Annotated in this window: 25 protein-coding genes; 16 read left to right on the top strand and 9 right to left on the bottom strand. The window is 41.3% G+C overall.

Going from position 1 to position 26,565, the window contains the following annotated elements:
* Nucleotides 1-130 precede the first annotated feature (130 nt).
* Nucleotides 131-484, bottom strand: a complete 354-nt coding sequence (locus tag JJQ94_RS02580; RefSeq protein ID WP_099031673.1) for a hypothetical protein — start codon at nucleotides 482-484, stop codon at nucleotides 131-133.
* A 359-nt stretch (nucleotides 485-843) separates the two neighbouring features.
* On the opposite strand from JJQ94_RS02580, the gene JJQ94_RS02575 reads away from it, so the two are divergent.
* From JJQ94_RS02575 to JJQ94_RS02535, 8 genes are all read left to right on the top strand, one after another.
* Complete coding sequence (locus JJQ94_RS02575; RefSeq protein ID WP_236596419.1) at nucleotides 844-1,020, top strand: helix-turn-helix domain-containing protein; 177 nt, start codon at nucleotides 844-846, stop codon at nucleotides 1,018-1,020.
* A 63-nt stretch (nucleotides 1,021-1,083) separates the two neighbouring features.
* Nucleotides 1,084-1,371, top strand: a complete 288-nt coding sequence (locus JJQ94_RS02570) for a hypothetical protein (RefSeq protein WP_099031672.1) — start codon at nucleotides 1,084-1,086, stop codon at nucleotides 1,369-1,371.
* Nucleotides 1,368-1,943, top strand: coding sequence for a hypothetical protein (locus JJQ94_RS02565; RefSeq protein WP_045962037.1), 576 nt, complete (start codon nucleotides 1,368-1,370; stop codon nucleotides 1,941-1,943). The genes JJQ94_RS02570 and JJQ94_RS02565 overlap by 4 nt, the downstream gene beginning before the upstream one ends.
* A 294-nt stretch (nucleotides 1,944-2,237) precedes the next feature.
* Nucleotides 2,238-6,071: a contractile injection system protein, VgrG/Pvc8 family gene (locus JJQ94_RS24075; RefSeq protein ID WP_236596418.1), complete on the top strand. Its 3,834-nt coding sequence runs from the start codon at nucleotides 2,238-2,240 to the stop codon at nucleotides 6,069-6,071.
* Nucleotides 6,072-6,081: 10 nt separating this feature from the next.
* Nucleotides 6,082-6,936, top strand: coding sequence for an immunity 49 family protein (locus tag JJQ94_RS02550; RefSeq protein ID WP_017217977.1), 855 nt, complete (start codon nucleotides 6,082-6,084; stop codon nucleotides 6,934-6,936).
* A 238-nt stretch (nucleotides 6,937-7,174) separates the two neighbouring features.
* Nucleotides 7,175-8,173: a polymorphic toxin type 15 domain-containing protein gene (locus JJQ94_RS02545; RefSeq protein ID WP_236596417.1), complete on the top strand. Its 999-nt coding sequence runs from the start codon at nucleotides 7,175-7,177 to the stop codon at nucleotides 8,171-8,173.
* Complete coding sequence (locus JJQ94_RS02540; protein ID WP_010377850.1) at nucleotides 8,173-8,859, top strand: GAD-like domain-containing protein; 687 nt, start codon at nucleotides 8,173-8,175, stop codon at nucleotides 8,857-8,859. Before JJQ94_RS02545 ends, JJQ94_RS02540 begins: the two co-directional genes overlap by 1 nt.
* Before the next feature lie 178 nt (nucleotides 8,860-9,037).
* Entirely contained in the window at nucleotides 9,038-9,496 is a 459-nt protein-coding gene (locus tag JJQ94_RS02535; protein ID WP_236596416.1) for a YrhA family protein, read from the top strand.
* 103 nt (nucleotides 9,497-9,599) lie between these two features.
* Here the strand turns inward: JJQ94_RS02535 and JJQ94_RS02530 are convergent, their stop codons facing one another.
* From JJQ94_RS02530 to JJQ94_RS02520, 3 genes are all read right to left on the bottom strand, one after another.
* Complete coding sequence (locus JJQ94_RS02530) at nucleotides 9,600-10,682, bottom strand: methyl-accepting chemotaxis protein (protein ID WP_099030776.1); 1,083 nt, start codon at nucleotides 10,680-10,682, stop codon at nucleotides 9,600-9,602.
* Between the two features lie 174 nt (nucleotides 10,683-10,856).
* Nucleotides 10,857-11,699 (bottom strand): GGDEF domain-containing protein, encoded by an 843-nt coding sequence (locus JJQ94_RS02525; RefSeq protein ID WP_236596415.1) that lies wholly within the window; start codon nucleotides 11,697-11,699, stop codon nucleotides 10,857-10,859.
* Between the two features lie 67 nt (nucleotides 11,700-11,766).
* Nucleotides 11,767-12,189, bottom strand: coding sequence for a DUF3429 domain-containing protein (locus tag JJQ94_RS02520; protein WP_099030777.1), 423 nt, complete (start codon nucleotides 12,187-12,189; stop codon nucleotides 11,767-11,769).
* Between the two features lie 228 nt (nucleotides 12,190-12,417).
* Here JJQ94_RS02520 and ahpC point away from each other — a divergent pair, with 228 nt between their 5' ends.
* The 3 genes from ahpC to JJQ94_RS02505 all read left to right on the top strand — a co-directional run bounded on the left by ahpC (nucleotide 12,418) and on the right by JJQ94_RS02505 (nucleotide 15,719).
* Nucleotides 12,418-12,987 carry an alkyl hydroperoxide reductase subunit C gene (ahpC, locus tag JJQ94_RS02515; protein WP_099030778.1) on the top strand — a complete coding sequence of 190 codons (570 nt, stop codon included), beginning with the start codon at nucleotides 12,418-12,420 and terminating at the stop codon, nucleotides 12,985-12,987.
* Between the two features lie 97 nt (nucleotides 12,988-13,084).
* The gene (ahpF, locus tag JJQ94_RS02510; RefSeq protein ID WP_099030779.1) at nucleotides 13,085-14,653 is read left to right on the top strand and encodes an alkyl hydroperoxide reductase subunit F; all 1,569 of its coding nucleotides are present in this window, start codon (nucleotides 13,085-13,087) and stop codon (nucleotides 14,651-14,653) included.
* A 667-nt stretch (nucleotides 14,654-15,320) separates the two neighbouring features.
* On the top strand, nucleotides 15,321-15,719 hold the full coding sequence (locus JJQ94_RS02505; RefSeq protein WP_099030780.1) for a DUF4177 domain-containing protein: 399 nt from the start codon (nucleotides 15,321-15,323) through the stop codon (nucleotides 15,717-15,719).
* A 50-nt stretch (nucleotides 15,720-15,769) separates the two neighbouring features.
* Here the strand turns inward: JJQ94_RS02505 and JJQ94_RS02500 are convergent, their stop codons facing one another.
* Complete coding sequence (locus tag JJQ94_RS02500; RefSeq protein ID WP_099030781.1) at nucleotides 15,770-16,258, bottom strand: DM13 domain-containing protein; 489 nt, start codon at nucleotides 16,256-16,258, stop codon at nucleotides 15,770-15,772.
* Between the two features lie 639 nt (nucleotides 16,259-16,897).
* Here JJQ94_RS02500 and JJQ94_RS02495 point away from each other — a divergent pair.
* From JJQ94_RS02495 to JJQ94_RS02485, 3 genes are all read left to right on the top strand, one after another.
* Nucleotides 16,898-18,472 (top strand): lytic polysaccharide monooxygenase, encoded by a 1,575-nt coding sequence (locus JJQ94_RS02495; protein WP_099030782.1) that lies wholly within the window; start codon nucleotides 16,898-16,900, stop codon nucleotides 18,470-18,472.
* Nucleotides 18,473-18,837: 365 nt separating this feature from the next.
* A complete protein-coding gene (locus JJQ94_RS02490) occupies nucleotides 18,838-19,332 on the top strand; it encodes a hypothetical protein (protein ID WP_099030783.1) in 495 nt (164 codons plus the stop codon).
* A gap of 12 nt (nucleotides 19,333-19,344) precedes the next feature.
* Nucleotides 19,345-20,634: a hypothetical protein gene (locus JJQ94_RS02485; RefSeq protein ID WP_099030784.1), complete on the top strand. Its 1,290-nt coding sequence runs from the start codon at nucleotides 19,345-19,347 to the stop codon at nucleotides 20,632-20,634.
* A gap of 88 nt (nucleotides 20,635-20,722) precedes the next feature.
* Here the strand turns inward: JJQ94_RS02485 and JJQ94_RS02480 are convergent, their stop codons facing one another.
* The 4 genes from JJQ94_RS02480 to JJQ94_RS24070 all read right to left on the bottom strand — a co-directional run bounded on the left by JJQ94_RS02480 (nucleotide 20,723) and on the right by JJQ94_RS24070 (nucleotide 24,434).
* A complete protein-coding gene (locus JJQ94_RS02480; protein ID WP_045989286.1) occupies nucleotides 20,723-20,923 on the bottom strand; it encodes a hypothetical protein in 201 nt (66 codons plus the stop codon).
* A gap of 177 nt (nucleotides 20,924-21,100) precedes the next feature.
* On the bottom strand, nucleotides 21,101-21,637 hold the full coding sequence (locus JJQ94_RS02475) for a YaeQ family protein (protein ID WP_099030785.1): 537 nt from the start codon (nucleotides 21,635-21,637) through the stop codon (nucleotides 21,101-21,103).
* Between the two features lie 177 nt (nucleotides 21,638-21,814).
* Entirely contained in the window at nucleotides 21,815-23,725 is a 1,911-nt protein-coding gene (locus JJQ94_RS02470; protein WP_236596414.1) for a hypothetical protein, read from the bottom strand.
* Complete coding sequence (locus JJQ94_RS24070; RefSeq protein ID WP_236596413.1) at nucleotides 23,685-24,434, bottom strand: PKD domain-containing protein; 750 nt, start codon at nucleotides 24,432-24,434, stop codon at nucleotides 23,685-23,687. The genes JJQ94_RS02470 and JJQ94_RS24070 overlap by 41 nt, the downstream gene beginning before the upstream one ends.
* 247 nt (nucleotides 24,435-24,681) lie before the next feature.
* Between JJQ94_RS24070 and JJQ94_RS02465 the strand changes: the two genes are divergently transcribed.
* Together JJQ94_RS02465 and JJQ94_RS02460 are read left to right on the top strand one after the other, a co-directional pair.
* A complete protein-coding gene (locus tag JJQ94_RS02465) occupies nucleotides 24,682-25,575 on the top strand; it encodes a LysR family transcriptional regulator (protein ID WP_099030786.1) in 894 nt (297 codons plus the stop codon).
* 184 nt (nucleotides 25,576-25,759) lie between these two features.
* A complete protein-coding gene (locus JJQ94_RS02460) occupies nucleotides 25,760-26,557 on the top strand; it encodes a hypothetical protein (protein WP_099030787.1) in 798 nt (265 codons plus the stop codon).
* Nucleotides 26,558-26,565 lie beyond the last annotated feature (8 nt).

The raw sequence follows: 26,565 nt of genomic DNA, 5'->3' as shown, positions 1-26,565 counted from the left end.
CTAGCGGCAGTGTAATTGCTCCCCTTACTAAACATAACGTTGAAATAGTAAAGATGGCGGGGCGAAGCATAGGTAATGGTTTGATCAACTTGAGGGCGGAAAGTGCGTAGGCGGTCAAACGTACGCAAAGTCACTCTAAATATTTCCCCCAGTCTTGTGCTTGCCATAGCATTTTGTGCGGTTTGGGTCGTTGGTTTATCTGTCCGTTTTGCTTGTCAGCTATAAGTTTTCGTTGCATACCTTTTTGCTCACGTTCGCGATACGCTAACGCACATAATGGGCACTTAGTATCTTGATGCAGTCCAGAGAGACTAAAAAAAGAACACTTTCCAGATAAAATATAGATGAGTAATCTGAAGGATATAATTTCGATTGCGTCTTGAGTCTCAACGCGTAGCTTCATGGTGCTTAAATCAGTTGAACTCTCAGGCTCACCAATTTGCGTCATGCTTGTTTCAAACGTTTCAGTCTTACGTTTTCTCATGTTGTTGTCCTTTTAAATATGCTGAAAATGCCAAAAAGGAACGTGATATGTGTAACGCATTGCTTTTTTAGTGTGCGTTACTTCAAGTACAGCGCCTTACTGTTCCTTCTAGTGTCAGATCTTACAAAGGTATGACTCCAAAAGCTTAGACTGTTTCAGATTTTCACACTTGACCGTTTCATTTGTTTAACACAAAATACACAAACAAGGCTCAGGCAGGACTATAGCGTTGTCATTGTTAGTAAAAGAATATTAATGGAGTACCCTAAGGGAAAAGATAAATGACAATTAAAGCAAGCAGTTTAGTATAGCAACTGAGGTTTGCCGCAGGATACTCTGTAATTCAGTTTGCAAAGAAGATGGGCGTTTCAAAACAAACCATCTACAACTGGGAGAGCGGCCTGACAACACCGGATTTAAACCAAGTAATTAGAATGTACATTGTTTGTGGATTGAACCCCAAGTCTTTACTACCAAAGCGAAAAAAAGCAGTAATGATGAACTTGGTGATACCGATACCAACCTCGATTAAATAGCGCAATTTGCAATCAAGATTGTTACACTATGCATACAAATGTTATTAACATAAGGAATACAAAGTGTATAAAAAAGAACCTAATTACATCTCAAAACAATTACTTCTTGGCGAGCACTTAGGCAGTATTATCGGTTCGAGTGGTGTGGTCGGTGATGGCGCTCAAATTAACCCTAGACAAGGAAGAGACAATATAGCGACTTCTGTAGTACAAGTCATTTCTCACAAGTACTTGCGACTAATTACAGGCTCTGGCGGTGTAGCAGGTGGTGGAGGCGGTCAAGTTGATCCTCAACAAGTGGAAGGTGCGATACAAACGCCTTACTTTAAATCTAGCAACGAGAAATCATGAGTACGTTATATCAAGTCATAATGGAAAATAACCACCTAATCAATATTTCGATTTGGGTGGTTTTGATAATTTCAGTCTTTCTAAGTAAAGACAGCCCTAATGTTCAGTGGTTAGCAGTCAATATTTTATTTGCACGCACATTAGACATTGCACTGTATGAACCTGCTTTAAAGTTGGGCGGATGGTTTTACTTTATAATGGCGACGCAAAATTTGCTTTTGATGGCGCTCATCATAAAACGCAAACAGATTGCAAACTATATAGCGCAGTTCAATTTAAGCTTTATCAGTCGCTTTGCACAAAAAAGCGCAAAAGACTTTTCCCTAACACCAAATGAGCTCACTTACATACTCATTTTAGCAAGTGCTGCTCTCATTCAAACTGCGTCCCTTATAGAGCGAGGGTTCAGAAAGCTAACTGACTTTAACCCAATGTTTATCTATAACGCGTACCCAAGTTTGATGCACATACTCACTATTCTTTCCGTGCTGGTTGTATTTTCATTAGTCATTGATGCTTATCGTGGTTTCTATACTCGTCGTGACTCTACAAGTCGCAGCAGCTCAATGTGAGAGCATGGCTCGGAGTGAATTAGCTTTGTATTATCACATAACGTGCAGAGGTTACTTTTATTAAAATTGGAGAATTCTCATGATATTGTTACCCAATGATATAGCTAAAAAAATAACAGGAGCAGCAGGCGGTGGAGTAACTAGTCCTGACCTACCTGAGAGAAAAGAGTAAAGTTTGGGTGTAGATTGATTTATATACATGATAAAGTATTAGAAGTAGCCGATTACGTGTTCTAAGGAAATAGTACTGTGTATTGGTGGAACGGCTTTAACCAACAACAGTGGACATAAAAAATGCAAACAAGGATTGTGGTGTATGGTACTAACCATCCTGTACATGTCGTCGATTTTGAACTCACGACCTGTATCAATAGCGGCTTTTTACTCAAAGCGAACCTAGAATCCCAATTTGACCTTGCTGATGAATTACTCGTTGGCAATATGCTCACGTTTGAAATTGAGTCACCGGACGCAATATCGACGTATTTCACTGGGACTTTGTTTGATATCCAATCTGGTTTTGTGTCTGAGCACACCTGTGGTGCAGAGGTGGTCTTAAAGCCTCGCCTTGAGTTACTTAAGCAAACAGAAAAAAGCCAAATCTTTGTACAAGCCAATGTCCAGTCTGTCCTCAATAAGTTGATACAAAAAGCCGGCTATTCACAAGACCGGATAAAATGGCGAGTCACTAAAGATTTACCCACGTTACCGCAGTGCGTGCAAGCGCTAGAAAACGACTACACCTTTTTCACCCGACTCTTGGCAAAGTACGGGTTAATTTATTGGTTTGAATGCCATGATTTTATTGAGTCGATAGTGATTGCCGAGGGGAATCTTGCAAGCCCGTATATTGAGCGAGGCTTGCTGTCGGTGACGGATAAAGATGGTCTAGTTCACGAGCATAAAACCGGCTTTGTTGGGTTTACGCAGTGCCAAAGCCGCCATCGTTTTAGAATGGGTGGCTCACAAGTGCATGTGAATGCCCATCCACCAACCTCGGTCAGCTCCGCGCAGCGCAGTTATTTTGAGCCTGCTGCACAAAATCCTGCAGAGCAATTTGAGCGCACCGGTAATCTCGAGCTTGCCTACCAACAAGGTAAAAATGAAGTCACGCTGGTAGGGAACGTAGCCGAAGCCAATGCCGGTTATTCGTTTTCGTTAAATGGTAAATTAGGCACAGCGAAAGGTGGCGATTATACTTGTATTCGCAGTAAACAGGTGTATAAGCAAGGCAGTGCCAATGACCCTAAGCAAGTTGCGTATCATAGCGAGTCGGTTTGTGTGCCACGAGGCGAGCCAATACGTATCGCGCCCCCAGAGCATAGCCCCAAGCCGATGGTGTTTACCGCCACAGTGCGCTCGCTGTCGGGGTCAAAGGCCAACCCTCACTTAGATACCCAAGGGCAATATGCCACGCAAGTACATTTTGATAGTCAGGTGACCGAGTCGGTAAAGCGCCTCACACAATATGCCTGTCGCGGTCAAAAGCAACCGACGGGGTTACACTTTCCACTCCTGCCAGACAGTAATGTGCTCATCGGTTGTATGAACAACGACCCAGACCAAAGTTACCTGTTAGGGTTTGCGCTTAACGACACGCAACCATCCGTTGTTACTAGCGCCAATAACACCCAAAACGTGTTGTGCTCTCGCGGCCAAAACCTATTGATGTTTGATGACACCCCAAATACCCCGCATATTGTGTTGCAAACCCTAGCGGGCAACCAGCACTTGGTGTTACATGGGGATAAAAAGCAGCCTTATATTCACTGGCTTGCGCAACTTGGCGCGATGAATATTTTTGCGGCCAAAGACATTCAACTTGGCAGTGTTAAAAGTGCAATCCGACTACTTACCAATAAAACCTTTATTGCCAGCGCCAAACAACAACTGGCACTGGAGAGTAAAAAGTCAGTCATTGCTGATGCAGCAACCAACCTAGACGTCACCGCCAATCAAATTGGCGTAAGCGCCAAACAAAATATCACCCTTAAGGCGGGCCGCAGCCATCGCAGTGTTATCCAAAGTGATATAAAGCTCAAGGCAGACAACAACCTCACCATCACCGCCCCAGCGGGAAGTCAAATCATTCAAAGCCAAGGTAATATCACGATTAAAGGCAGTGGCTCTGGCAACCTCACCCTTGCCAATGGCGGCAGTGAAATCAGTATTGACTCAAGTGGTAACGTCAACATCTTTGCAGACAAGTTACTGACCTTAAAAGGCAAAGCCATGACCGTGTTTGACGGTAGCATGGAGCAAGATATTGGCGGTAAACAAAGCGCCACTATGCCGAGTGTACCGCAAATAGCGCAGATAGCAGCAAATCAACGCTTGTCGTTAACTGCTGATGGCGCGGCATCACTTGCTGATAAAACCATTGACCTTTCGTATTTCTATAGCGATGGCACACCAGTAGAAGACATTGATTACGAAGTCGTGATGGATAACGGCCAAATATACACAGGCCAGCTTAGTCGTGGCACTGCAGAAATCATTGATGTGCCTGCTGGGAATTATACCGTGAGTTACATCGGCGAGGACGAAGAGAAGATTATCTCGTTACGCCAAGAGCTTCGCACGGCCCTTGACCAAATGGTTGCAGAAATCCGCAAGCAAGCTGACATTCAAGAGCGCCTGATTGATGACGAAAACCTTGGGATGCAAGGGCTTATTTATAGCGGTGCATTCTTATACGGGCTTTATCAGCAAGGAGAAAGCATTGTAACGGGTGTCGCAGATTTAGTAGAAGGCACAGCTGGAGCAATTTATGATGTTGGCGCAGCAACTTTCCGTATTTTGGGCCATCTTGCAACTGGCGATGTGGAAGCTATGCGGGCAGAGTTACAGCAAATTATGTCAACTGCCTCAGAGTCCATTAATGGCATTGTTGAAGCGTTTGAGACATTAGTTATTATTGCAGAAGATGAAGAAGCGCGTACTTTACTTGCAAATTTCCCAGCACGTTACTTTAATGCTCATTCCAGTGTTGAACGCACCAGAATGGCAGGTCGCTTGTCGTTTGAAATACTGCTTGCCCTTGCCACCTTTGGTAGTGGTGCAGTGGTTTCTGCTATTGCTAAATCCAATTACTTTGTTAAAGCAACCCGCGCACTGGAAAAGCTCACTCAAGCCACCAAGTTAAAACGCTTAAATTACACTCGCTCAGGTACAACTGAAAAAGTACAACTAGACCGGCTCCCAAAGGTCGAAACCGACATTGACGACGTTAAAAGAATTGAGTCTGTTGCACCCGCCTCAGTTGCATTAAAAGTTAACCCAAGGACGCATGTTCAAATATTATTGGATGACTTTTTAAGTGATGCCCCAGAGCATATAAAGAATAATTACCGGGTTGCATTACGAGATGGAAAACCGTATATAACAAGACGAAACCAAACGGTCAGTGACCAATTGCAGTATGTTGACGGCCAAATTGTTTTCGCCTCGAATAGAATTGATACACCTAATAAAGTCTTGCAACGCTTGAAGGTTGACCACAAGTCACTCACTCCAGCGGCAAAACAAAAGCTTAGGGCGCTAGAGGCACAAAGAAATCAAGCCATCGCCAAACGCGATGCCGCATTAAAGTCTGGTAATGCAGAGCACCTTAAAGCAGCATATAAAGATATGCGTGCAGCCAGTGAAGAGCTGGGTGAAGAAGCCGCCCGGATCTTCGTAGAACAAAATTACCCAGGAGCAACACCACTGAGGTCAAAGTTGCTCACAGATGGTAAGCAAGGACAATTTGACCAATTATATCAAACCGAAGACGGTAGACTCCTAGTTATTGAAGCCAAAGGCGGTAGTGCAACTTGGGGAAGTCGAATGGCCGGAACAAAGCGTGCTCAGCAAGGGTCTAGAGCCTATATGGATTCAATTTTTAAGAATTATGAGAAGAAACTAACAGAATATATAGCTGACCCGAAATATGGTGACCCAAATGAGGCTAAGTTTAACGAGCAGGTTAAAGAATTGAGTAAAATGCTTGATGAGTATGAGAGCGCTATTGAAATGGAAGATTTTATTGACAACCCTATCGAATATATTGGTGTACAGCAAAAAGTCTCGGGTACAGAGGTAAAAGGAGCTATTGATGCAACCATTTTTGATATTAAAAATATTTGAAGGATAGAAAATGATTAAGAATCATTACACTTATGCACCTGACACCTATAAAAGAAGTCAAGAACTTTACAATAAATTGTCAGATGACAGGGTTATTGAGGGGATCAAGAATAAACCTCACACTGCCATTTCTAGGCTGTATAAAAAGAACTTAAAAACGCTTTTTATTGAAGCTCTTGAGCATCCAAATAGCCAAAATGCGTGGAAATATCTAGTACGTGCACAAGAACTAAGCTTAGGAATTTTTCAATCCAATGATAACCCTGGAAAGCCATTCAAACTTTACTATGATAACCAACTAATTGAGCTCAATGGTGCACTAGACTCGGAAGAAGCCGATATATTTAACTGGCCTACCGCCATGTATCTCGCAATAATTACGCGAAATCAAGATGCGATTGATTATCTAATTCAAGTTGATGATTCAGTTTTTAAAGCGGCTAACTATGCTGAGCAATTCACTCCTTTTGATTACGCCCTAGTTGATTTGCTCAAAGCCATTTTTACGCCTGACGCAGACTTAGCCTCGGCAATTGAAAAAGCATTAATTACCAGTAATCCAGACGATTACAAATACGATGAGGCTTATCACTATGCTAGTAGACTCTACTGGCCCGTAGTTTCTGTCATTTTAGGTATATTTACCGATGATGGCGGCGTAGAGTTTAATCAGGCGATTGAAAAGGCAACGCTACTTCATAAAGAATACTACGATACCAAAGAAGAGAAATTTGAAATTGATGGCGCATTATCCATTCCCCTCACTGCCATGGCTTCATTAGCAAAAGACATTAAAGGTTACGACTTGACCACAGAAAATGGCTATATACCTGAGTGGTTGGTAAACCCTAACCCACCAAAATGATAAAGGTAAATTAAAAAAGAAGTCTAATTTGCTAAACCACACTCTTTAACAACATGGATGTTGCAAGGCTGGGTTCAATCATCTTCCTAGCCTACATTTCTCCACCAAACTTCTTTTGCTGCTTTCATTTACATTTTTAATTAGAGAAACCGAGGTAGCTAATCTTTAACTACGCTACTGAGATGGTATGTAATGGTAAGACGAAGTCACAAATAAAGGCCCAAGACATGTCACAACCATGGTCAAAGTTATCTTAAAAAATACCGGAGAATCCCTCTCTGCTGCGCTTGCCGTTTTACGCAAGCTAGGTAAAGGCGACCCAGTTAAATACCTAAGAGACATCAACTGGCAAGACCTAGGAAAACAATCCGCCACGGAAGTTAAAAACATCGTCAAAGGCCTGCGTGATTCACTTGATGACATGTCTACCAGTTGGCACTACGACCTACTACTCCCAGACGCCGCTATCGAAGGCATGCAAGCCACGGTAAACCGCCTAGACGACGTCACCCCCAAAATCGACCAGCATATGCAACAAGCCGCCCAAGAAATTGGACAGCGAGTTAATAAAGCACTGGATGAATATCAAGGGGAATTACCAATTCGAGGCGTTACCGACAAGCCCACCAAAGCCAAAGCTGATGAGTTGGAGCCACCAAAAGGGAATGAGTTACCGGGGGCGGCAATAAAACGTATGCCGCAACATAAAGTAGCTTGCTTTAAGAAGAACGATAAAGGCACTGTACAAGAATACGACCGACAGTTAGAAGGCCAAATGAAAGGGCTTAATAACATGACAGTAAAAGAATACCTTGATAACCGCGACGCTTTTAAAAAGATTGGACGAAAAGGAACTGGGAAAGCACAAAAGAAAGCAAGAGAAGACTTTAAGAACGAACTTATTTTAAAGTACGAGGAAAAGCTTATTAATAGCGGTGAGTATTTTGGAGATGAAGCCATCAAGCAAGCCAAGCAGCTCGCGAGTAAAGATATGAAAACCCTTCATGCGCTACATAACCCTGATATGATAGCGGGCGGATTAGATGAGGTCGTTGAATTAGGGGATGCAAGTGTGAACCAATCTATTGGCGCGCAATGGAATAATAACGGCTTTGACGACAACGGTATGAAGACTACATCGAGTCGAGTTGAAATAATGGATATTGAGGCAAAAAAGGCACTCTCTACACTTGGTCCCGATACAAAGTTAAATATGAACCTACATAGGTGCAAATAATGAATAAGTTTTTTGACAATTTTTATAACTATAAAGGTTTTGGGCCGGCTACTCACTCAATTGAAACCTCACAGGAGGTTTTGGACTTTTATCATGATAAATTACCCAAAAAATTACTCGACTACTGGCTAGAGTATGGCTTTTCCAGTTGGGGGAAAGGCATATTCTGGACCGTAAATCCAAAAGAGTATGAAGAAGCTTTAGCGTATTGGTTGCGCGGTACTGAGTTCGAAGAGAGACAATTACGAGGGGTTGATAAGTACCACGTAATCGCAATTGGAGCTTTTGGTCGAATGTTTATTTGGGGTGAAACATCGGGTCAAAGTATTAAAATCAACCCAGGTTATGCAATGATTTTACCTACCAACAAAACTGAAGACCTTAATAAGTTTGGCTCTGAACGATGTATAGAGTTATTTTTTGCTACGATGTCAAAGGACCTTGTTGATGAGAAAGACCTTGATGATAGGCTTTTATTTGAACGAGCTTTGGAGAAGTTAGGTCCTCTAGAAAATGGAGAAATCTATGGCTTTGTGCCAGCTCTTGCCCTTGGTGGCGAACCTAAGCTTGAGAATCTCCAAAAGGTAAAAGCCACGGAACATTTAGCTTTCTTAGCAGACCTTGGAGAGAAGCGTGTTATGGCCGATATCGTTGCGCTATCTAACCAATTACCCCATAACCAATAGCACTTTTTTAAGTCCTTTAAATACATAGATGTTGCAAGGCTAGGTTCAATCATCTTCCTAGCCTACACTCCTCACCAAATTTCTTTTGCTGCTTTCGTTTTAAAAATGACGCACTATGAAACAATAAACGTCGATTGGTCAATTCCCGAAGGTTTGGTTTATCCTAAGTGAGATGATGATGAGCGTACTAATCAATTTGATCGAACAGAAAAACAAAATAGAAGAATCGCAATACCAAGAAGGTTTTTTACTTCCTCCTGCAACTGAGAAACAACTTATAAAGCTGCAAGAAAACTCATTAAGATTTTTTAAGAGGAAAATATCAGACCAGTTTATAGAATTATTAAAAATTTCAAATGGTTTTTCTGTAAATGGTTTAAACGTGTATGGTGCAAACACCATCGAAAGTCCAATTTATCTACCAGGTATAATTGAAGCCAATGAATCATTTTATGAAGAGTGCTCCCTGAAGCAATTTATTGCATATGCAGATGAAAACATGAGTCGTGTAGTTTTCAATTTGAACACCCGACTCTATGCTGTCATAGATAGAGTTACTTGGGAAATAATTGATGAGTATGAAACGTTTGAAGAAGCGTTACTTGCATTAATTGAGGAGAGTTGTGTGTTTGAATAATGCATACCGACCCAGGATTACATGAAAAGTTACCCGCTTTCAATCGGTGACTGCCAGTCTACGTGTTAAGCGGGTAAATTGAAAAGCTTTGTAGTGCTTCTTATCAATGCCCTAGTTGGTCGAGTAAGTCCATTACTTCAACGCTGGCATGTTCCATTTGGTTAAGCTGTTTTACTGCGCCTTGAGAATCGCCTGCTTTAAACTTTTTCATTGCTTCTACACCGGCTCTATGGACTTCTTTATGCGGAGCTTCTAGGCGTTTAAACGCGTTGTGACCGCCAAACTTTTGGGCGCCATCGCCACTAAACCACTTACCTAAGCGGCACATTGTATGATCGGCAAAGTCGCTGATATTTTTATGGCTATTGCCAATAATAACGTTGTATACGTCTCCTTTCCAAACGACATGATCGAGCTTTACTGTCTGGATAAAAGTTTGGGTGGTAGAAACCAAAATGGTGTCTTTCATTGAATCACAACAACTTACTATTCCTTCGTATTCATCGTTTAGGTGTCCAATACTGTCAGATAGCGTGATATTAGACGCTTGAATTTCTTCCACAGCGCTCACGGTTGTATGAGTCGTATCGATGATCTTTTTGACCAGATCGGAGACTTCGTTGGCGGATTCGTTGGTGTTGGTTGCCAGTGCACGTACCTCATCGGCGACAACCGAAAAGCCACGGCCAGCTTCACCCGCCCGGGCGGCTTCAATAGCAGCATTAAGCGCTAACAGATTCGTTTGATCTGAAATCTTTGAAATCGTCGTAACAAAGGTATTAATACTATCTGCCATCTGTGATAAGCCTGAAATATTGGCAGTCATTCTGTCCATATTGCCGCCGAGCTGCTCCATTCCTGCGAGTATTTTACGCAATGCGGTTTCAGATTTAGAAAAGGCGGAGTTTACTTGCTCAATTGAATGGCTTTCTTCTTCAATACTCATAAAGCTTGCAAGAACGGTTTCACGGATCCCTTGCACTTGGCTTAATCCAGTCAATGCACACTGCAGTAGCTGATTGTCAGTATTATCATTGAGCGCAGCTTGTGAACTTACAACTTCTTGTTTTAATGATTCATTTTCAGCAATTAATTGCGCATTAGCATGCTTTAAACTAGCAATCTCTTGTTGCGCGGCTAATAAGGCTTGTTGGGTTTCATTGTTTGTAAATAGTTTTGCAAACACGTTATTTTCCCTTGTAACTTGATATTAACGCAAGCTTAGCAATCATTGAAAAATAGTGCTACCTCTTTAGGTTTTAAAAAAGCTATAAATTTAGAGAAGTTAGCGTAGAATTGTGATTGGATTTTGGTGCGCTGAGCGTCATTGAAATTTAATCAACAAAACAGTGTTATGGCGTTATCCTCTAGCACTAGATCTGAGTGATTTACCGCGTTTATCGCCATACATATGCTCATCGGCTTCGTGGATGATGAGATCTGCTTGTTTAGCCGGGTCAACTTTGACCATTCCAATACTGACGTTAATTTTGTAATCGAGTAATCCCTTTAGTAATGCCGCTCTTACTTCGTCTGTATCCGGAAGCACTGCATTAATATAGGCAATAAATTCGTCTCCCCCGATACGAAAGCTGTAGTCTAAGCCAAAGTAATCTTTCATATTCTGAGTAAACTTAATCAAAACCTCGTCGCCAATATGATGGCCATAGTTGTCATTCACTTGCTTAAAATTATCTAAGTCGAGGTAGAGCAGCCATTGATTATCAAAGCGATGTGTTTGCAAGCCTTCAAAACATGCGCGACGACTGCCCACCCCCGTCATCGCATCATGGTTAGCTTCATACCGCATCCGCTCCTCTAACAATCTTCTTCTCTCTACTTCTTTTTTTAGCTCTGTAATGCTGGCTCTTTTATTGGTGATCATGCAGTAAAAACCAAAGCTGATGAGTAAAAAACCGATATTTTTCAAAGAAGTGTCAAAATTAAGTAAGGGAATGGAAAAACCGTCGGTAAAATTATCAATAATATCAAGGAGTAGGCCCGCACAATACACAAGTAGGGCAAGGCGTAAGAACGGATTAGCGATTTCTCTGGTGATCAAATTGAATAAAGTGAAAGAAATGCCGAACCAGAACAACTCTTCGTAGCTCTCGTATTCGTAGTGACCAATATAGTAGATGTAGCCACCAAAAAAGATGATGGCTATCCATATAACTAAGGGAGGTAACGCGCTTTTGATCAAAATACTTTGGCTTCTGGTACTTCAGTTATCTTTAGTTATAGTTAATTGAGCTTAAGAAGCAAGCTACTTATGCGTTTAACTCAAGTGCTTGAGCAATCATAAATAGATGACTAACAAAAACGAGAGAAGTCAGTACCGTTCGCATCTTTTGATAGTCTTTATGATAGTCACCCCAGCGAGACGAACTGCGCTCTATAAAATACACAAGCCAATATGCGATTGCGAGGTATAAGAGCATCCATTGTGGTGTTGCAATACTAAGTAGGGGGTAAGGGATCACCACAATCACGGCCAGTATTGCTTGTTTGTAGGTTTGCTCTCCTGCACGCCATAAACTTCCGGCCATAAAAGCTAAAATCCCCAGACTGTAAAATTGAAAAGCATGAAGCACATCACTTGACGCTCCTGTCATTAGCGTCCAAGCGATACAAGCCAAAAAGGGAACGAAGCCAAAGTAACCAAGTTGAATGTGATTGAAGTACGGGTGCATAGTTACGCTCTGCTGTAGTTAATTGCTGGGATCATACCGTAATTATCTTATTTTTATACTCTTATGCTGAATTAGTTGATCACTTAAAAGAGAGTTATCATTTTTTTCGATTACAGTGATTCAAACAATCCATTTTATTTAATCATCGCTTCCCCTTATCTTTGTACTCAGTCAAGGCGAACAGCAATCGCCAATATTATTTTAAACTAAACAACAGTGAGGAAAGCGATGAGCACTTCATTAATCAATACTAAAATTCAACCATTCAACGCAACTGCATACCACGGCGGCGACTTCGTAGAAGTTTCTGAGCAAGACCTATTAGGTAAATGGTCAATTGTATTCTTTTACCCAGCGGATTTCACCTTTGTATGTCCAACAGAGCTTGGCGATTTAGCTGACTACTATGCACAGCTACAAGAAATGGGTGTTGAAGTTTACTCTGTATCAACAGACACGCACTTCACACACAAAGCATGGCACGATGCGTCAGACACCATTAAGAAAATTCAATTTCCAATGATCGGCGACCCAACAGGCCGTATTACTCGTAACTTCGGCGTGATGATTGAAGAAGAAGGCCTAGCACTTCGCGGTACTTTTGTTATCAACCCTGAGGGTGAAATCAAAGTTATCGAAACGCATGACCTAGGTATTGGCCGCAGTGCGAAAGAGCTAGTGCGCAAAGTACAAGCTGCTCAATACATCGCATCTCACGATGGTGAAGTATGTCCAGCTTCTTGGCAGCCAGGTGAAGAAACATTATCACCTTCTCTAGACCTAGTTGGCAAAATCTAATTTGCCTTGGGGAGTGCCGCGTGCACTCCCATCTAGATGAATCAAATTCATCGTTTTTGCGAATTTTTACTGTAGTTTCTGCAGAGGGTTACCTTATATGTTAGACAACCAAATTAAAACTCAACTACAAAGCCATTTTAGCTCTCTACAACTTCCGATTGAACTCGTCATTACTGTTGATGACAGTAAAAAATCGCAAGAGCTAAAAGGGTTGGCGCAGGACTTAGCGTCATTGAGCGACAAAATCACATTATCTGAATCAAGTGAAGGTGAACGTACCCCACAGTTGGTGGTGCGTGGCGTTGAAACAAAGAGCGAAATTACGTTTGCTGGTGTTCCTATGGGGCATGAGTTTACCAGCTTGGTACTTGCATTATTACATTCAGGTGGTCATGCTGCAAAAGCTTCGGCAGAAGACCTTGAGCAGATCCGTAATATAGACAAAGCGTTAAGCTTTGAGGTTTACATCTCACTGAGTTGCCAAACTTGTCCGCAAGTCGTGCAGGCATTGAATCTCATGGCGGCTGTTAATTCAAATATTACGACTACCATGATTGATGGTGCCTTGTTCCAAGAAGAAGTGGAGTCACGCAACATCATGGCTGTGCCAACCGTGTACTTAAATGGTGAGCAATTTAGTCAAGGCGCAGTGAGCTTAAGCGATATTTTATTAAAACTTGATAGTAAAGCCGGCGAAAAGCAGGCGGCTTTACTTAACGAGAAAGACGTGTTTGATGTGCTCGTTGTAGGTGGTGGCCCTGCTGGTGCATCAGCTGCTATCTATGCTGCTCGTAAAGGGCTAAATACAGGGGTAGTTGCGGAGCGCTTTGGCGGCCAAGTTGCCGATACTTTGGGTATTGAGAACTTTATCTCAGTGCAAAAAACCGAAGGTCCTAAGCTGGTTGCACAGTTAGAAGAGCATGTTAACCAGTATGGCGTTGATGTGATGAAGAACCAGCGTGCAGCGGCAATTAATAAAGGTGACACCATCGATATCACGCTTGAAAGCGGTGCGGTATTAAGGGCCAAATCTCTAGTATTGGCAACAGGTGCACGATGGAGAAGCATGAATGTACCCGGCGAAACCGAGTACAAGGGTAGAGGTGTAGCATATTGTCCACATTGTGATGGTCCATTATTTAAAGGGAAACCTGTCGCGGTTATTGGTGGCGGTAACTCGGGTATCGAGGCGGCTATCGACTTGGCAAATATCGTTGAACACGTCACGGTATTAGAATTTGCCGATACGCTCAGAGCTGACGAAGTGCTGATCAAAAAGGCGAAAAGCCTTGCTAACGTTACCATTATTAAAAACGCACAAACCACCGAAGTAGTTGGTGACGGCAATAAAGTAACGGGTTTGAACTACACAGATAGAGTGAGCGGTGGATCGCATTCACTACCATTGGCCGGCATTTTTGTACAAATTGGGCTTGTACCAAATACTGAATGGTTAAAGTCGAGTGATGTTGCACTTAGCCGCTTTGGTGAAATCGAAATTGATAGCAAAGGTGCGACAAGTTTAGCGGGCGTTTACGCCGCAGGCGATGCAACCACCACACCGTTTAAGCAAATCATAATTGCGATGGGTGGTGGAGCGACAGCAAGCTTAGGCGCTTTTGATTACCTAATTCGGTTAGGACAAGACGACGAGCAAGCTGCTTAACTTCTCGCATTACTGGAAAGAATCATTGCAACCATACACCCATGCAATGCTCCCAAGCCACACTTCAACAGTGTGGCTTTTTTTGGCTTAGATTTCTAAGACTCATCGCTGCGTGAAGCAGCTCCTACTCCAAATTGTATAGTGCAGTGCAGGAGGCGGTTTACCCGGCGAGTTGTTACTAGCCTAGCAGAGTGGATTATCTTCCGGTGAAGAAACACAAGATCGCTGCGTGAAGCAGCTCCTACTCCAAATTGTATAGTGACTTGTGGGAGGCGGTTTACCCGGCGAGTTGTTACTAGCCTAGCAGAGTGGATTATCTTTCGGTGAAGAAACACAAGATCGCTGCGTAAAGCTGCTCCTACTCCAAATTGTATAGTGACTTGTGGGAGGCGGTTTACCCGGCGAGTTGTTACTAGCCTAGCAGAGTGGATTATCTTTCGGTGAAGAAACACAAGATCGCTGCGTAAAGCTGCTCCTACTCCAAAGATTTAAAGCAGCTCCTACTCCAAAGTGTAGTGTGTCTTTGGGCTTTCTATAAAGCAAAAAAGCTTTGAATTGTCCCTGCTGTCGCCTTTTTGTCGCCAAGCTTTCACTTATTTGGCGTTTTAAATTTCATATTTTTAGGGTATTACTTAATAACGTGAGGGAATAGATATAAGTGTAAAAAATGAAAATTGATGCCGCTTTGATAATCAGGCAAAGGATGCTCAAGGGGTGGACCCAAGAGCAATTAGCTGGTGCTTCTGGTTTAAGCAAAAGAACCATTCAGAGGGTCGAAAGAGAGGCGAGTGCTTCCATGGAAACTCAGAAGGCACTAGCTGCAACTTTTAATTTAGATTATGCGAGTCTTACTCTTAAGGAGGCTAGAGTGGTGAAAAAATATGAATATAAAACAGTTGAATTACCATTTAAATTGCGCTTTTTTAAATCTGGGACACCAGACGTGCAGTCGCTATTAAATGCTGAGGGGCAAAATGGCTGGCAATTAAAACAGGTTGTTATTCCTGCATCAGGCTTTGGTGAATCTGATTCCATGGTTGTTATTTTGGAACGAGAGACAGCATAACAGAGCTAGTGTTGGCTCGTTTGTTTACCTTTCGCACCATCACTTCAGATCTAGTTACTATCCATGCGTTGTAATGGCGCTGCCGATATAAACTGCTCAAAATGCTCACACCAAATAATAACGCTCTGAAACTGGGCCAGATCAACTTGGCGATACTTGGGCTGCACGAACCGCGAAAATTGGTTTATGTTAGCAATTTCCACCATGGTGTGTTTTTGTGCTTTAAAGTCGGCTTCTGTCTCTATAAAGGTTTTGGCGAGGTAAAGTCGGTAGTCTGGTCCTGGGGCTATCTCACCCACAAATGCAATGTGGTTATCCGTAAAATAAATCTCACCGGTGGCGTAGTGTAATGCGTCTGAGTCTTTAAGTCCCTTTTTGAATTGGCCTTTATGCGTTGCGGCTTTACTGATCGCCAGTATTTCTGTGTGGCTAGCCGCTGGAGGTTGCGTCATTATCGGTAAAGTGTACACACCCATGATAAACCCTGTGATAAACACCACAATGAGCAACAGTAACGTAAATAGCGTTCGCAAAATCATTTCCAAGTGAGCAGTAAAGTCAAAGTATAGCCAAATTATAAGGCTCTAGTAGAAAAAGCGACTGCGTAAAAAGGGTTGTTTTTAATTTTTTTGATAAGAACAAAGTGTTTTTATTAAATGTAATTTAGTACCTAATGTAGATAAAACTTTACACAGAGTAGCGCCTTCTGATTGTTGATTATTAGAGAATAAAGTATTTCAATTGTTTTAATTATTGTAATAGTCAGAGTGAACAGGTGTTTAGGCGTGAATTATGGCGTAAAGGTGTTTTTTAATCTAACTATAAAGTATTGAATGTAATTAATAATCTCATCTATTGTTATTGATTTGTGCTTGGGTAAAATGCCTCGAATTCGAGTTGGTGCTTATAATAAAATTAACTTGGATACTTTTTTATTACAAAAAATGAAGGCGAGCATGCCATGGACGTGCAAGAATTTATCAGTTGTTAAAAATGACAGCGTTGTTTTTTACTGTCGAAGTACAGTGGCGTGACCAAGATAAGTTGTGTTTATCAACGAGTAAAATCTTAGTGCGCAGAGCAAGACTGAATTTCGTGTGACAAGCAACGATAGACTCTCGCTCATTCTAATCTTAATCGAAGTGGCGGCAGCTACTTCCTAATACGAGTAGAAGAAAATGAAAAACTCTATGTTAACAGTCAGTATTGCCATGGCACTTGGCATGGCAGCATCGAACGCATTTGCACATGGTTATATGGATAGCCCAAAGGCAAGACAAGCGATCTGTGAAGAGCAGGGCGGATTTTGGTGGCCAAAAGATGGAAGCAATATCCCAAACGCGGCATGTCGAGCAGCTTACCTGGCATCTGAGCATGTGCAGTTTGTTCAAAAGCATGAGTTTGCAGCAAATGTTCCTGATTATTTTAATCTGCAAGCGGTACAGGCTGCTGTTCCTGACGGACAACTTTGTGCGGGTGGTGACAGAAACAAAGCGGGCATGAATATCGCGTCGAGTGAGTGGCAAAGAACCGCGATAACGCCAGACAATAAAAATCAAATTAAAGTGAGATTTCGCGCAACAACACCTCATAATCCCAGCTTTTGGCAATTTTATCTCACCAAACCGGAAGCGGATATTCAGTCAACGCCCCTAGGGTGGCAAGATTTAGAGTTGGTGCAAGAGTATGGCAATGTTGAGTTCTTCGTTGCGCCAGATGGTAAACGCTATTATGAAATGCAGGTCGCGGTTCCGAGTAAATTTAGCGGAGATGCTATCTTATATACGCGTTGGCAGCGTGATGATGTTGTAGGTGAAGGCTTTTACAATTGTAGCGACGTCACCATAGTACGAGATACTACACCGACTGAGCCAGTAAGTTGGACGTCTGCTGGCTTTTTTATCAAACAGGGTCAACTAGCCAATGTAGGCGATACGGTATGGCTACGAGTTTTTGATGGTGATGGCCAAGAATTGGTACAAGAAAAGCTGTCGATAACACAAAGCAATATTAATCATTGGGCTGCGCAATTTGCTAGCACACTTAATAATAATCATGCGAATACGTTACAAATTGGCGTACAACAAAGTGACGGCAATATTGTATTTGATGCTGCGCAACTCGCTGCTAATCAGCTATTTGTCAGTGATACCCAGTACACTTTTAACCTTTCAATTTTAGCTAAGCCACAAAACCGTGCCCCTGTGGTTCATACCCCCGCCAATATCACGCTAAAAGAAGGCTCAAGCACATCACTTCATGTTCATGCGTTTGATGATGACAAAGGTCCACTCTCCTTTGCATGGCAGATCCCTGCACCACTGAGCTATAGCGGTAGCGGTGCAACTATCACGTTGGCTGCACCTGAGGTTCAGCAAAATACCGACTATCAGGGGCAAGTAACCGTTTCTGATGGCATGTTTGAAAAAACCGTTAGCTTTACCATCACAGTGACTAACCAAACCGCACCACCAAATGGTGATACGTGGCGTGCCGATCAAGTTTATACCGCTGGCGATACCGCAGTGTATCAGGGAAAAAGCTATCGTGCTAAATGGTGGGTAAAAGGTCAGCAGCCCGATCAAAGTGATGCGTGGGAACTGGTCGATAAGTCCGATGCTAGTAACACATGGAATGCCAATAAGGCATATACAGGCGGCGACAGAGTGAGTTATCAAGGCGTTGAATATCAAGCGCGCTGGTGGACCAAAGGTCAACAACCAGACAAGCACTCAGTATGGCGCAAGCTGTAGTCTAAAACCCGCTGAAAATCACTGGTAGATACCACTGCCAGTGACCTTAATCTCAAGTGCAAGTGTAGCAGTGTTGGCTTTTCGACAGACGTAAATTTATAAAAATGCAATATAGAAAATTTTTTAGTAGTTTTATTTGAGTTTAGTTGTAAGAAATATTTTCTCACTCTTTAGCTGAGTTTTTAAACTTATTAAATAAGGTGTTGTTGTTATTTTGTTAATTTTATATTTGTTGTGGTATTTTAATTTATGCAATTTATGGATTTTTGCGCATTTATAGGGGGTAATTTATATTTTTGTGGCTGGGTTGAATTTCCTGTTTTCAATGTTATTATTCTGTTGTTTTTTAATTAAAAGGGAATTTCATGAAAGTTTTATCTACTGGTGCATTATTATTCGCTATAAGTACAACAGCTTTTGCTGGCAATCCAACGAGTGTAGGTGATGTTGTTGCTCGAGATCTATCAATTTCAGGCCTAGGTTGGGCTGGGCACGTTGGGATCTGGGACGGTTCAAAAGTACTTGAAGTATTGAATGATAACACTGTTATTCACAAAAACACGCTGAGTAGCTTTAAAGGTGCTTCCTCATACTGGGGCGCGAAGTACGGTCGTGGTACTAGGCATGGAGAAATCGTTGAAGCTGGGTGGGCACAACGTAGCTTTGATCCAGAATATACAATCACAGCACAATATACAGAAGGTAAATGGGTATATCAAAATGGTAGTTTTGTAAAAGTGAAGGCAAAGTTCCGTTGTGATACTTTTGTGAACTACTCATACAAAAAGGTTACTGGCGAGAATTTAGTTACCGTTTTCACTCCGAGAAATCTTTATAATAGCTTCCCAAGCACTAGATAATTTGAGGTGGATATGAAACTAATTGCAAAATATGTAGCATTATCTTTATTAGCTGTTTTTTTGGTTGTCATTTATTTTGTATCCACAGCAGAAAAGGAAGTAAATAAAACTGCAGAAAATAATGAGACCGTTCCTTTTATTAGTCAGTCCGAGCTCATAGATACACTTCCCGATTTTTATGATATGGATGTTAAATTAACAGATAAAGAAAATAATAAAATGTTAGAGTTAGCAGATACGCTTACTTTAACATTAAAGGATAGTTTTGGTACAAAGGCCATGCTTGATTTTGAAGCTGAGCTAATAGAGCTATTAAAAGATCCGACTATATCAAGAAAAGATAAAATAAGTATATTGTGGAATATGGTACAGCAGTTAGGCGTGGAATCAGAGCAAGGCTTGTATGTGCTTGAGTATATGAGTACGTTGGCTCCTATTGAGCTGTCCAATGAGTTAATTTCGCTATTCGAAAGTGCATCAGAGCGGGCAAAATTTGGCTTACTAAATGTACTTGAGACTATCTTACTGGTTAATGGAGAAGAGGCGAAAGTTTCTGCCATGCATTTATCAGAAGTAAAGCAGCAATTACTCGATGTAATTAGTGGTCAGCTAGCCAATGTGGAAGATCCTGCATTAGGCTTTTCAATTCTTGAGGCTGTTGTTGGTCACCTTCCTTTTGAGAAAGCCAAACTACTGATAGATGACCAGTTTGTGATATCAGAAAATAAATCTAATAACATATCAAATGATGCTATCAGAGCAACAAAAGCTGGAATTTATAATCGCCTCGCATTAGCTAACCTTCAGTCAAGGGCTGAATTTTTGCCGCAATATATTGAAACTCTTAATAATGAGTCGTCACAAACGGTAGAGCGAGAGTCGCTAAGACAAGATCTTTTTAATATTATCAGAATAGATGAGTTTATGAATGAGGCACCGCATGAGTTTAAGCAAACGGTGAATGCATTTTTGGCACGAGAGCTTCCTGTGATGGACATCGACAGTGCTGAATTTGATTACGATGCCGTAAAGCTGTATTCAGATTTGTCAATTGCGATGGCAAAATTGAGTGCATCGGCTCAACGCTCTAGTGAGAGCATATATACACAACAGATTTATGCAGCTAAAAGCCCACTTGAGCAAGCGATTTTGATAAGTCGTTCACCGTATCAGCTAAATGAATTATTAACTGATGAATTTACCCGAGCAAGAATTAGCAATGACTTGCGAGCAGAGGCCAAACGGATAGGTGCAGATTCTGTCTATGCTGATTTGCTAAATGATGCTGCATCGCGGTTGTAGGTAAACGCGTTGTAGCCACTTTTGGTTGGCTACAACACTTACTACGTAATCACAAATTACATTAACTTGTTGTGATTTGATTTCAATATTAGCAAATCGTTGTACCACAGTCCCATTGACATGAGAAACCGTAGTCAACAGTCATTTGTGTACCACATAATCCTGTTTCGCATGGAAAAAATGTCGGATTTTTACCTGCTCCTTGGATCTTTGGCGTCATGTCTAGGTTGATATGTTTGTTACTTAGAGAAAGATTTTTGACCTGTTGCTTTTTTAGCTTAAGTTTCATTGCTAATTCCTTTAGTTTTATAATTATAAATAAGAAGTTAAAAATCAATGTAATTATGATTAACTAACTTCAACGCTATAATTTACCCAAAAAGATATCTAAGTCAATGGAATACTTTCTCGTGTCAGGACATGAGTGACGTCAATGTAAAGCTATTCAGTATTATAGCCGTTTGGTTTACATTAACTGTTGTGGTTTGATTTCAATATTAGCGCTATCAGAACTTACCCATACTTCGCCATCTTGAATGGTAATAGTGAGCTTGATACTGCGTTCTGCTAACTGAGCTAAAGCCTGAGTCGCGCTATAATCCAAACTGAAAATACTTAGATTTTTAAAGTCGTATAATTTGGGCTGGTGTTTTTGCCACCAAATCGCCTGATTATTTTCGCCATAAGTATAGAGGACCACTTGCTTTGATTTATTACACGCTTTTTTAAGGCGTTTTTCATCAGGCAGTCCTAGTTCAACCCAAAGTTCGATCTCTTCGCTGTAATTCTTAACCCATAGCTCAGGTTCATCGTCAGCGCACAAGCCTTTAGTAAACTCAAGTCCCTCACAGGCATTTAGTGCATAGGCAAGTAAACGGATCATTAACCGTTGTTCGTTTTCAGAAGGGTGTTGAGCTAGCGTTAAATTAAAGTCTTGGTAAACATGTCTGTCCATATCACTGAGTGATAGTTGGGCTTTAATGATAGTGGATTTGAGCGCCATAAATTTGCTTAAAAAATTTTTGCGCTAGTATAGCGGATTTTAAGCCTAGGAATGAGATAAAAATTTACAGAATGCTATTGTAAAAGAAATGTGGTGCAGAAAGAATAAACCAGAGCCAAAGCACAGCCTCACAATGAGACTGTGTTTATTTGAGTAACTTAATGCTTGGCGTTAATATTAATTACAGCTAGTCGAAATATGCCAAATATTGGGTAACGACTCTTGTAGTTTGCTTACTTGAGCACAGTCGATATTTGGGTTTCCATATAAACTTAAATATTCCAGATTGGTCAAATCGAATAGCGGTGACAGATCTGAAATGTTGCTATAGTTCAACTCTAAACGGGTAAGTTCGGCGTAATTTTTAATTGCACCATAGTTTTTCAGCTTGGTTCTATCCAAGTCCAAATAAATTAAGGTAGTAGGCAAGCCAAAAAGCGCGAAGTCATATACGGTTTGGCTATTTGTATTTAACTCAAAGGAGGTCAATGATTGAGGAAGTGTAGCTTTAGCCGTTAGTTCACCTGTAAGTCTATAGATGTCTAGATTCTGTAAGGTGTGGAGCTGAGCTAAGCTAGGATCTCGTAACAACGAACTGTTAACTGAGCCATCCAGTGTTAAAGTTTTAATTGCTTCAAACTGTGTAATTCCATTTAATGATTCAATTGCTGAGGCATCGCAAGAGAGTGAGGTATTACGCACAGCATCTTGGTATCTTCGATTTTCAATACATTGCTTAAATGCTTCATCGGTAATTAAGCTCAAATCGACCGGCTTCTTAATACAGTTAGAGTTAGAAAGATTTGCTGTTACACCATCGAGAGATTTTAATAGCTCCTGATCATCACAATAAATGGCACTACTTTGTATTTCAAGTCTTTCCAGATTGTTTAAACTGGCAAGCATGTCTGCTCTAAAAAACGTAGAAAAGTTGCTTAATGCTAATGACTTCAATTTGTTTAATGATGCGATGTCAGAGATGTCAGCCGCTAGAGAGTAGTTAATAAACAGAGTTTCTAAGTTTTCAAATTGAGATATCTGAGTGATATCTTCTAGCTCTTTAAAGCCGCTGAGTTTGAACGATTTCAGGCTCGAGTTTGAACCTAGAGAATCGAGAGTTGTGATTTTCTCTTCATTATCATAATAGTGACCTTTTGATAGCTCAACTGACTCGAGCGCGGGGAAGTTAGTCAAGTTCACCATGTTTGAATAGCTGCTGCCCTTCACGTTTAGTGTTTTTAAGCTTGGAAATGTTGTTTCACTTGAAGCTTCAAATAAACTAACTTCAAGGTTAAGTGTTTCTAATGCTTGCATTTTACTTAACGTATCTAGTGCAAAGTTTGAGTAATCGCTGTCGACGGTGAGGTCGCGCATATTTTTAAGCTCAGACAATGCGCTAAAATCCGCGTTATTATCCAATTCACGAATGTACAATTCGGTTAGGTTTGGTGTGAAACTTAGCCAGCCTAAATCATTAATGTTATACAGGCTATTAAGCTTTAATGATGTTAGCTGCGGCATCGATTGCAAAAAGCTCAGAGAAGAAAGGTTTAATTCCTCCAAAGACAAAGATTGCAGCTCCGTAAAGGTTGATAGCTCACTGACATTATCAACACTTAAATTGTTTAATGACAGAGAGGTTAGCTTCGCATTACTACTGATGTCCGCAATATCAAACTCAACATTGCTATAATAAGTACTAAGACCTAGTTTTTCCAACTCACTAAATTTTTCTAAGAATGAGAAATCTTCAATCCGCGTTCTGCTGAGTACGAGTGTTGTCAGATTTGTTTTGGCTTCTATTGCTGTTGAATCAGCGGCTTCGATAGTATCAAGAGTTAATGCTGTGAGGTTAGGTATGGCGCTTAAAAATGACAGTGAGTCCAGATCATTTATGTATGTCAAAGATAAACTCTGCAAGTTACTAAAGCGTTTTAGGGTACTTTTATCATCAATGCTTAGAGAACGTAGGGTCAAACGGGTGAGCTTATCACTTGGAAGTTCACTGAGCTGTATAGTTTCATATTGGTTACTATAGTTTTCTATTTCAAGCGTCTGAAGCTGCGTAAAGCCTGATAGATCTAGCATCTGGAACGCTAGGCGTTTGCCTGAGCTTATTAATTTGTTCTAAACGTGCATCATTATTTGAGCTGTTCTCAGCTGCGGCAAATGCGTTATCGAGCTTTAACACGGTGAGCGGAGAAATTTGAGCTAACTCGTCGAGATTATTCAATTCTGCGTTTTTAATAGACACGGTTGATAAGCCGCTAATACCTGATAGCCCCTCTAACGTTGCTACTGGGTAGTCTGTACAATCAACAACTGAAATACCCACATCTGGATGTGTATCGGATAAACATTGCGCGAGCGCCGCGTCTGAAATCGTTAAGCTTGAAAGTGGAGCGTAAGCACTTAGGTTGACAGTTAACTCTTGTGAGCTTGAGGCCCCTTTGTCGTCTGTCGCGGTTAGCTTAAATGTGAGCGTGGTCGCTTCATTGATGTCAGGCGCACGAAATTCGAGCGTTTCATTATTATTGTTAGTCATTTCGACTGTTGTTCCAGCCGTTTGCTCCCAAAGTAACGTTTCAATCGCACCATCTTCATCTGTTATGGTCGCAACAGCTGTGATTGAGTCTCTTTCCATTGCAGTAATTGGTGCTATGGTCGCAATTACTGGTGCTTTATTTGTTGATGTGCCTGATGTATCGCCTTTGTCACTACCACTACCGCCGCAAGCTGCTAGAGTGGAGGTGAGTAATGAGGCTACGATTCCCTTGTATATAGCGTTTTTAATCATCTTGATATCTTATTTTGTTTTATTGAATAATCAGTGAGCGTGGGAGTGTACTTTATTTAGAAACTAGTTTCCAATAGTTACACTAACAAATAAGTAGATCTTTTTTGATTATCAAGTGGATAATAATTAAATAGATATATTACTAAGGCCTGTGAAATTTTGCGTTGGCAGGCTTTATCTCTCGATAGGCCTATGTCAAAGTGTCATGAAGCGCACTGACTGAACGCTATAAAATTAGGATAGGTATATGGACAAGCTAAAAGCAATTACAGTATTTAGGCGCGTTGTCGAGCTTGGGAGCTTTAGCGCGGCAGCCGATGATTTGTCGTTATCAAAGGCCGCGATAAGTAAAAATATCAATGAACTTGAGGCGTATTTAAAAAGCCCACTTATTCATAGAACCACACGTAAGATGCATGTAACTGAGAACGGACAACAATACTATGACCACGTCAGGACTATTTTGGATGAATGGGCAAGTGCTGATCTTTCTATCATAGAGTCTTCACAGCAACTTTCAGGGCTCTTAAGGATCAATATTCCAATGTCGGTAAGCATATTAATGTTAAATCCAGCCATTTGTGAATTTATGAAACAGTACCCCGAAATATCGGTAGAAGTTGTCATGAACGATCAGTATATCGACTTGGTCGAACAAGGGATTGATATCGCAATACGTGGAGGAGAAACACTAACAGATTCCACGCTTAGATCCAGAAAACTAACCACTATGGATCGCATCCTTTGCGCTTCTCCATCGTACTTAACACAATATGGTACACCTACAAGCCCTCAACAACTGATATTGCATAATTGCTTGGTTTATAGTCTATCTTCTTCAGCAACTAGGTGGACATTTTGGCGAGAGGACGACACTCAAGTTGTCAATATTCAAAAGAGCAATTATTCCGTTAATAACGGTTTAGCTTTAAAACAAGCAGCATTAGCTGGGCTTGGAATTATGATCCTTCCAGAAGTGTTTGTTGCAAAAGAAATAAACTCTGGTGAATTACTACCAGTGTTACCGGATTGGAAAATTAATCCCCATGCGCTCTACGCGGTTTATCCCTATCATAAAGCGCAGTCACAAAAAGTGCGTGTATTCATTGATTTCTTAACTTCCTACTTAAAATATGAATGACTCAGAGAATAGTCGAAACTCCACATAATACGCACGTACGCTGCTGTTTTATTGTTTACCCTCAGTGTTTAATTTGTTTACTGTAACTATGTTTTTCTACTCATTATTAATATTTAGACTTGGAAAATAGGCTCGACAGTGATGGTTTTGCCTTACTTGTCTAATTGTTTGAGGAGAAATTAATATGAAGAAGTTTTCTAATTTAGTGCTTGTTGCGCTTGTTTCGGTATTGCCCCTATCAAGCTGTGTCGTCAATGCTACCCAAAGCGAGGGGCAGCTTATACTGTCGTATAGTGATGGCAGAGCCGCGTCGAAGGGGATTGCGCAGGTAAATAAAGTATTACGTCGTGTTGGGGTGAGGGTGAGCACCGTGAATATTCCAGAAGAGGCTCGGCCTATTCTGGAGGTGTCCAAGAAAAGGGCGATAAACGAACAAGAAAGCACGCAGTTACTGTCGCTGTTTTCATTACACCGAGGTGAGCTACTAAACGAAATCAAGCAAGCAGGGCGTCAACCGGAAATGCATCGTGGCGGATTTCTATCTACTTCAGAGATAGGTGTTGCACCTTATCCTAAGATATACGACATGAAAGCGATGAGCAGCGAAGTTAAGTTCTATCTACAAGAAAAGTTTGGGAAACTACATGTCAATAGCGCCGAAAATGGCGTTGGCATCGATGAAGTGATGACAATTGTATCAGGTGGTCCATGGACCTGGTTCTTTTTATTACCAGATAACGTGATCGCTAAACTAACGTTAGGACAGGTAAGTAATCACAGTAACGCATGGCGTATTAGCTACCCGGGACTTGTTCCACACGGAGGCTTTTTTGACTCTGAATATGGCTTAGTAGTGGCCTACGCGCACGGGCCAAAAAATTTCGTCATGCGATATGAAGATCCGAGTGTGGTGGGTGCTGAATTATTAGGCACTAATGCATGGATTGATTTTACGTCTGAGACGCCAATATTATTAGATTAAGAATATCT

The sequence above is a fragment of the Pseudoalteromonas sp. GCY genome, from assembly GCF_016695175.1.
Taxonomy (GTDB): domain Bacteria; phylum Pseudomonadota; class Gammaproteobacteria; order Enterobacterales; family Alteromonadaceae; genus Pseudoalteromonas.
The sequence above is the reverse complement of the archived record's forward strand: the minus strand, read 5'-3'. Positions and strand labels throughout refer to the sequence as shown.

Bases quoted from the DNA above. Each gene is read 5' to 3' on its own strand.
- JJQ94_RS02580 (WP_099031673.1), bottom strand. From the start codon at position 484: ATGAGAAAACGTAAGACTGAAACGTTTGAAACAAGCATGACGCAAATT.
- JJQ94_RS02575 (WP_236596419.1), top strand. From the start codon at position 844: ATGGGCGTTTCAAAACAAACCATCTACAACTGGGAGAGCGGCCTGACA.
- JJQ94_RS02565 (WP_045962037.1), top strand. From the start codon at position 1,368: ATGAGTACGTTATATCAAGTCATAATGGAAAATAACCACCTAATCAAT.
- JJQ94_RS24075 (WP_236596418.1), top strand. From the start codon at position 2,238: ATGCAAACAAGGATTGTGGTGTATGGTACTAACCATCCTGTACATGTC.
- JJQ94_RS02550 (WP_017217977.1), top strand. From the start codon at position 6,082: ATGATTAAGAATCATTACACTTATGCACCTGACACCTATAAAAGAAGT.
- JJQ94_RS02545 (WP_236596417.1), top strand. From the start codon at position 7,175: ATGGTCAAAGTTATCTTAAAAAATACCGGAGAATCCCTCTCTGCTGCG.
- JJQ94_RS02540 (WP_010377850.1), top strand. From the start codon at position 8,173: ATGAATAAGTTTTTTGACAATTTTTATAACTATAAAGGTTTTGGGCCG.
- JJQ94_RS02535 (WP_236596416.1), top strand. From the start codon at position 9,038: ATGAGCGTACTAATCAATTTGATCGAACAGAAAAACAAAATAGAAGAA.
- JJQ94_RS02520 (WP_099030777.1), bottom strand. From the start codon at position 12,189: ATGCACCCGTACTTCAATCACATTCAACTTGGTTACTTTGGCTTCGTT.
- ahpC (WP_099030778.1), top strand. From the start codon at position 12,418: ATGAGCACTTCATTAATCAATACTAAAATTCAACCATTCAACGCAACT.
- ahpF (WP_099030779.1), top strand. From the start codon at position 13,085: ATGTTAGACAACCAAATTAAAACTCAACTACAAAGCCATTTTAGCTCT.
- JJQ94_RS02505 (WP_099030780.1), top strand. From the start codon at position 15,321: ATGAAAATTGATGCCGCTTTGATAATCAGGCAAAGGATGCTCAAGGGG.
- JJQ94_RS02500 (WP_099030781.1), bottom strand. From the start codon at position 16,258: ATGATTTTGCGAACGCTATTTACGTTACTGTTGCTCATTGTGGTGTTT.
- JJQ94_RS02495 (WP_099030782.1), top strand. From the start codon at position 16,898: ATGAAAAACTCTATGTTAACAGTCAGTATTGCCATGGCACTTGGCATG.
- JJQ94_RS02490 (WP_099030783.1), top strand. From the start codon at position 18,838: ATGAAAGTTTTATCTACTGGTGCATTATTATTCGCTATAAGTACAACA.
- JJQ94_RS02485 (WP_099030784.1), top strand. From the start codon at position 19,345: ATGAAACTAATTGCAAAATATGTAGCATTATCTTTATTAGCTGTTTTT.
- JJQ94_RS02480 (WP_045989286.1), bottom strand. From the start codon at position 20,923: ATGAAACTTAAGCTAAAAAAGCAACAGGTCAAAAATCTTTCTCTAAGT.
- JJQ94_RS02475 (WP_099030785.1), bottom strand. From the start codon at position 21,637: ATGGCGCTCAAATCCACTATCATTAAAGCCCAACTATCACTCAGTGAT.
- JJQ94_RS02470 (WP_236596414.1), bottom strand. From the start codon at position 23,725: ATGCTAGATCTATCAGGCTTTACGCAGCTTCAGACGCTTGAAATAGAA.
- JJQ94_RS24070 (WP_236596413.1), bottom strand. From the start codon at position 24,434: ATGATTAAAAACGCTATATACAAGGGAATCGTAGCCTCATTACTCACC.
- JJQ94_RS02465 (WP_099030786.1), top strand. From the start codon at position 24,682: ATGGACAAGCTAAAAGCAATTACAGTATTTAGGCGCGTTGTCGAGCTT.
- JJQ94_RS02460 (WP_099030787.1), top strand. From the start codon at position 25,760: ATGAAGAAGTTTTCTAATTTAGTGCTTGTTGCGCTTGTTTCGGTATTG.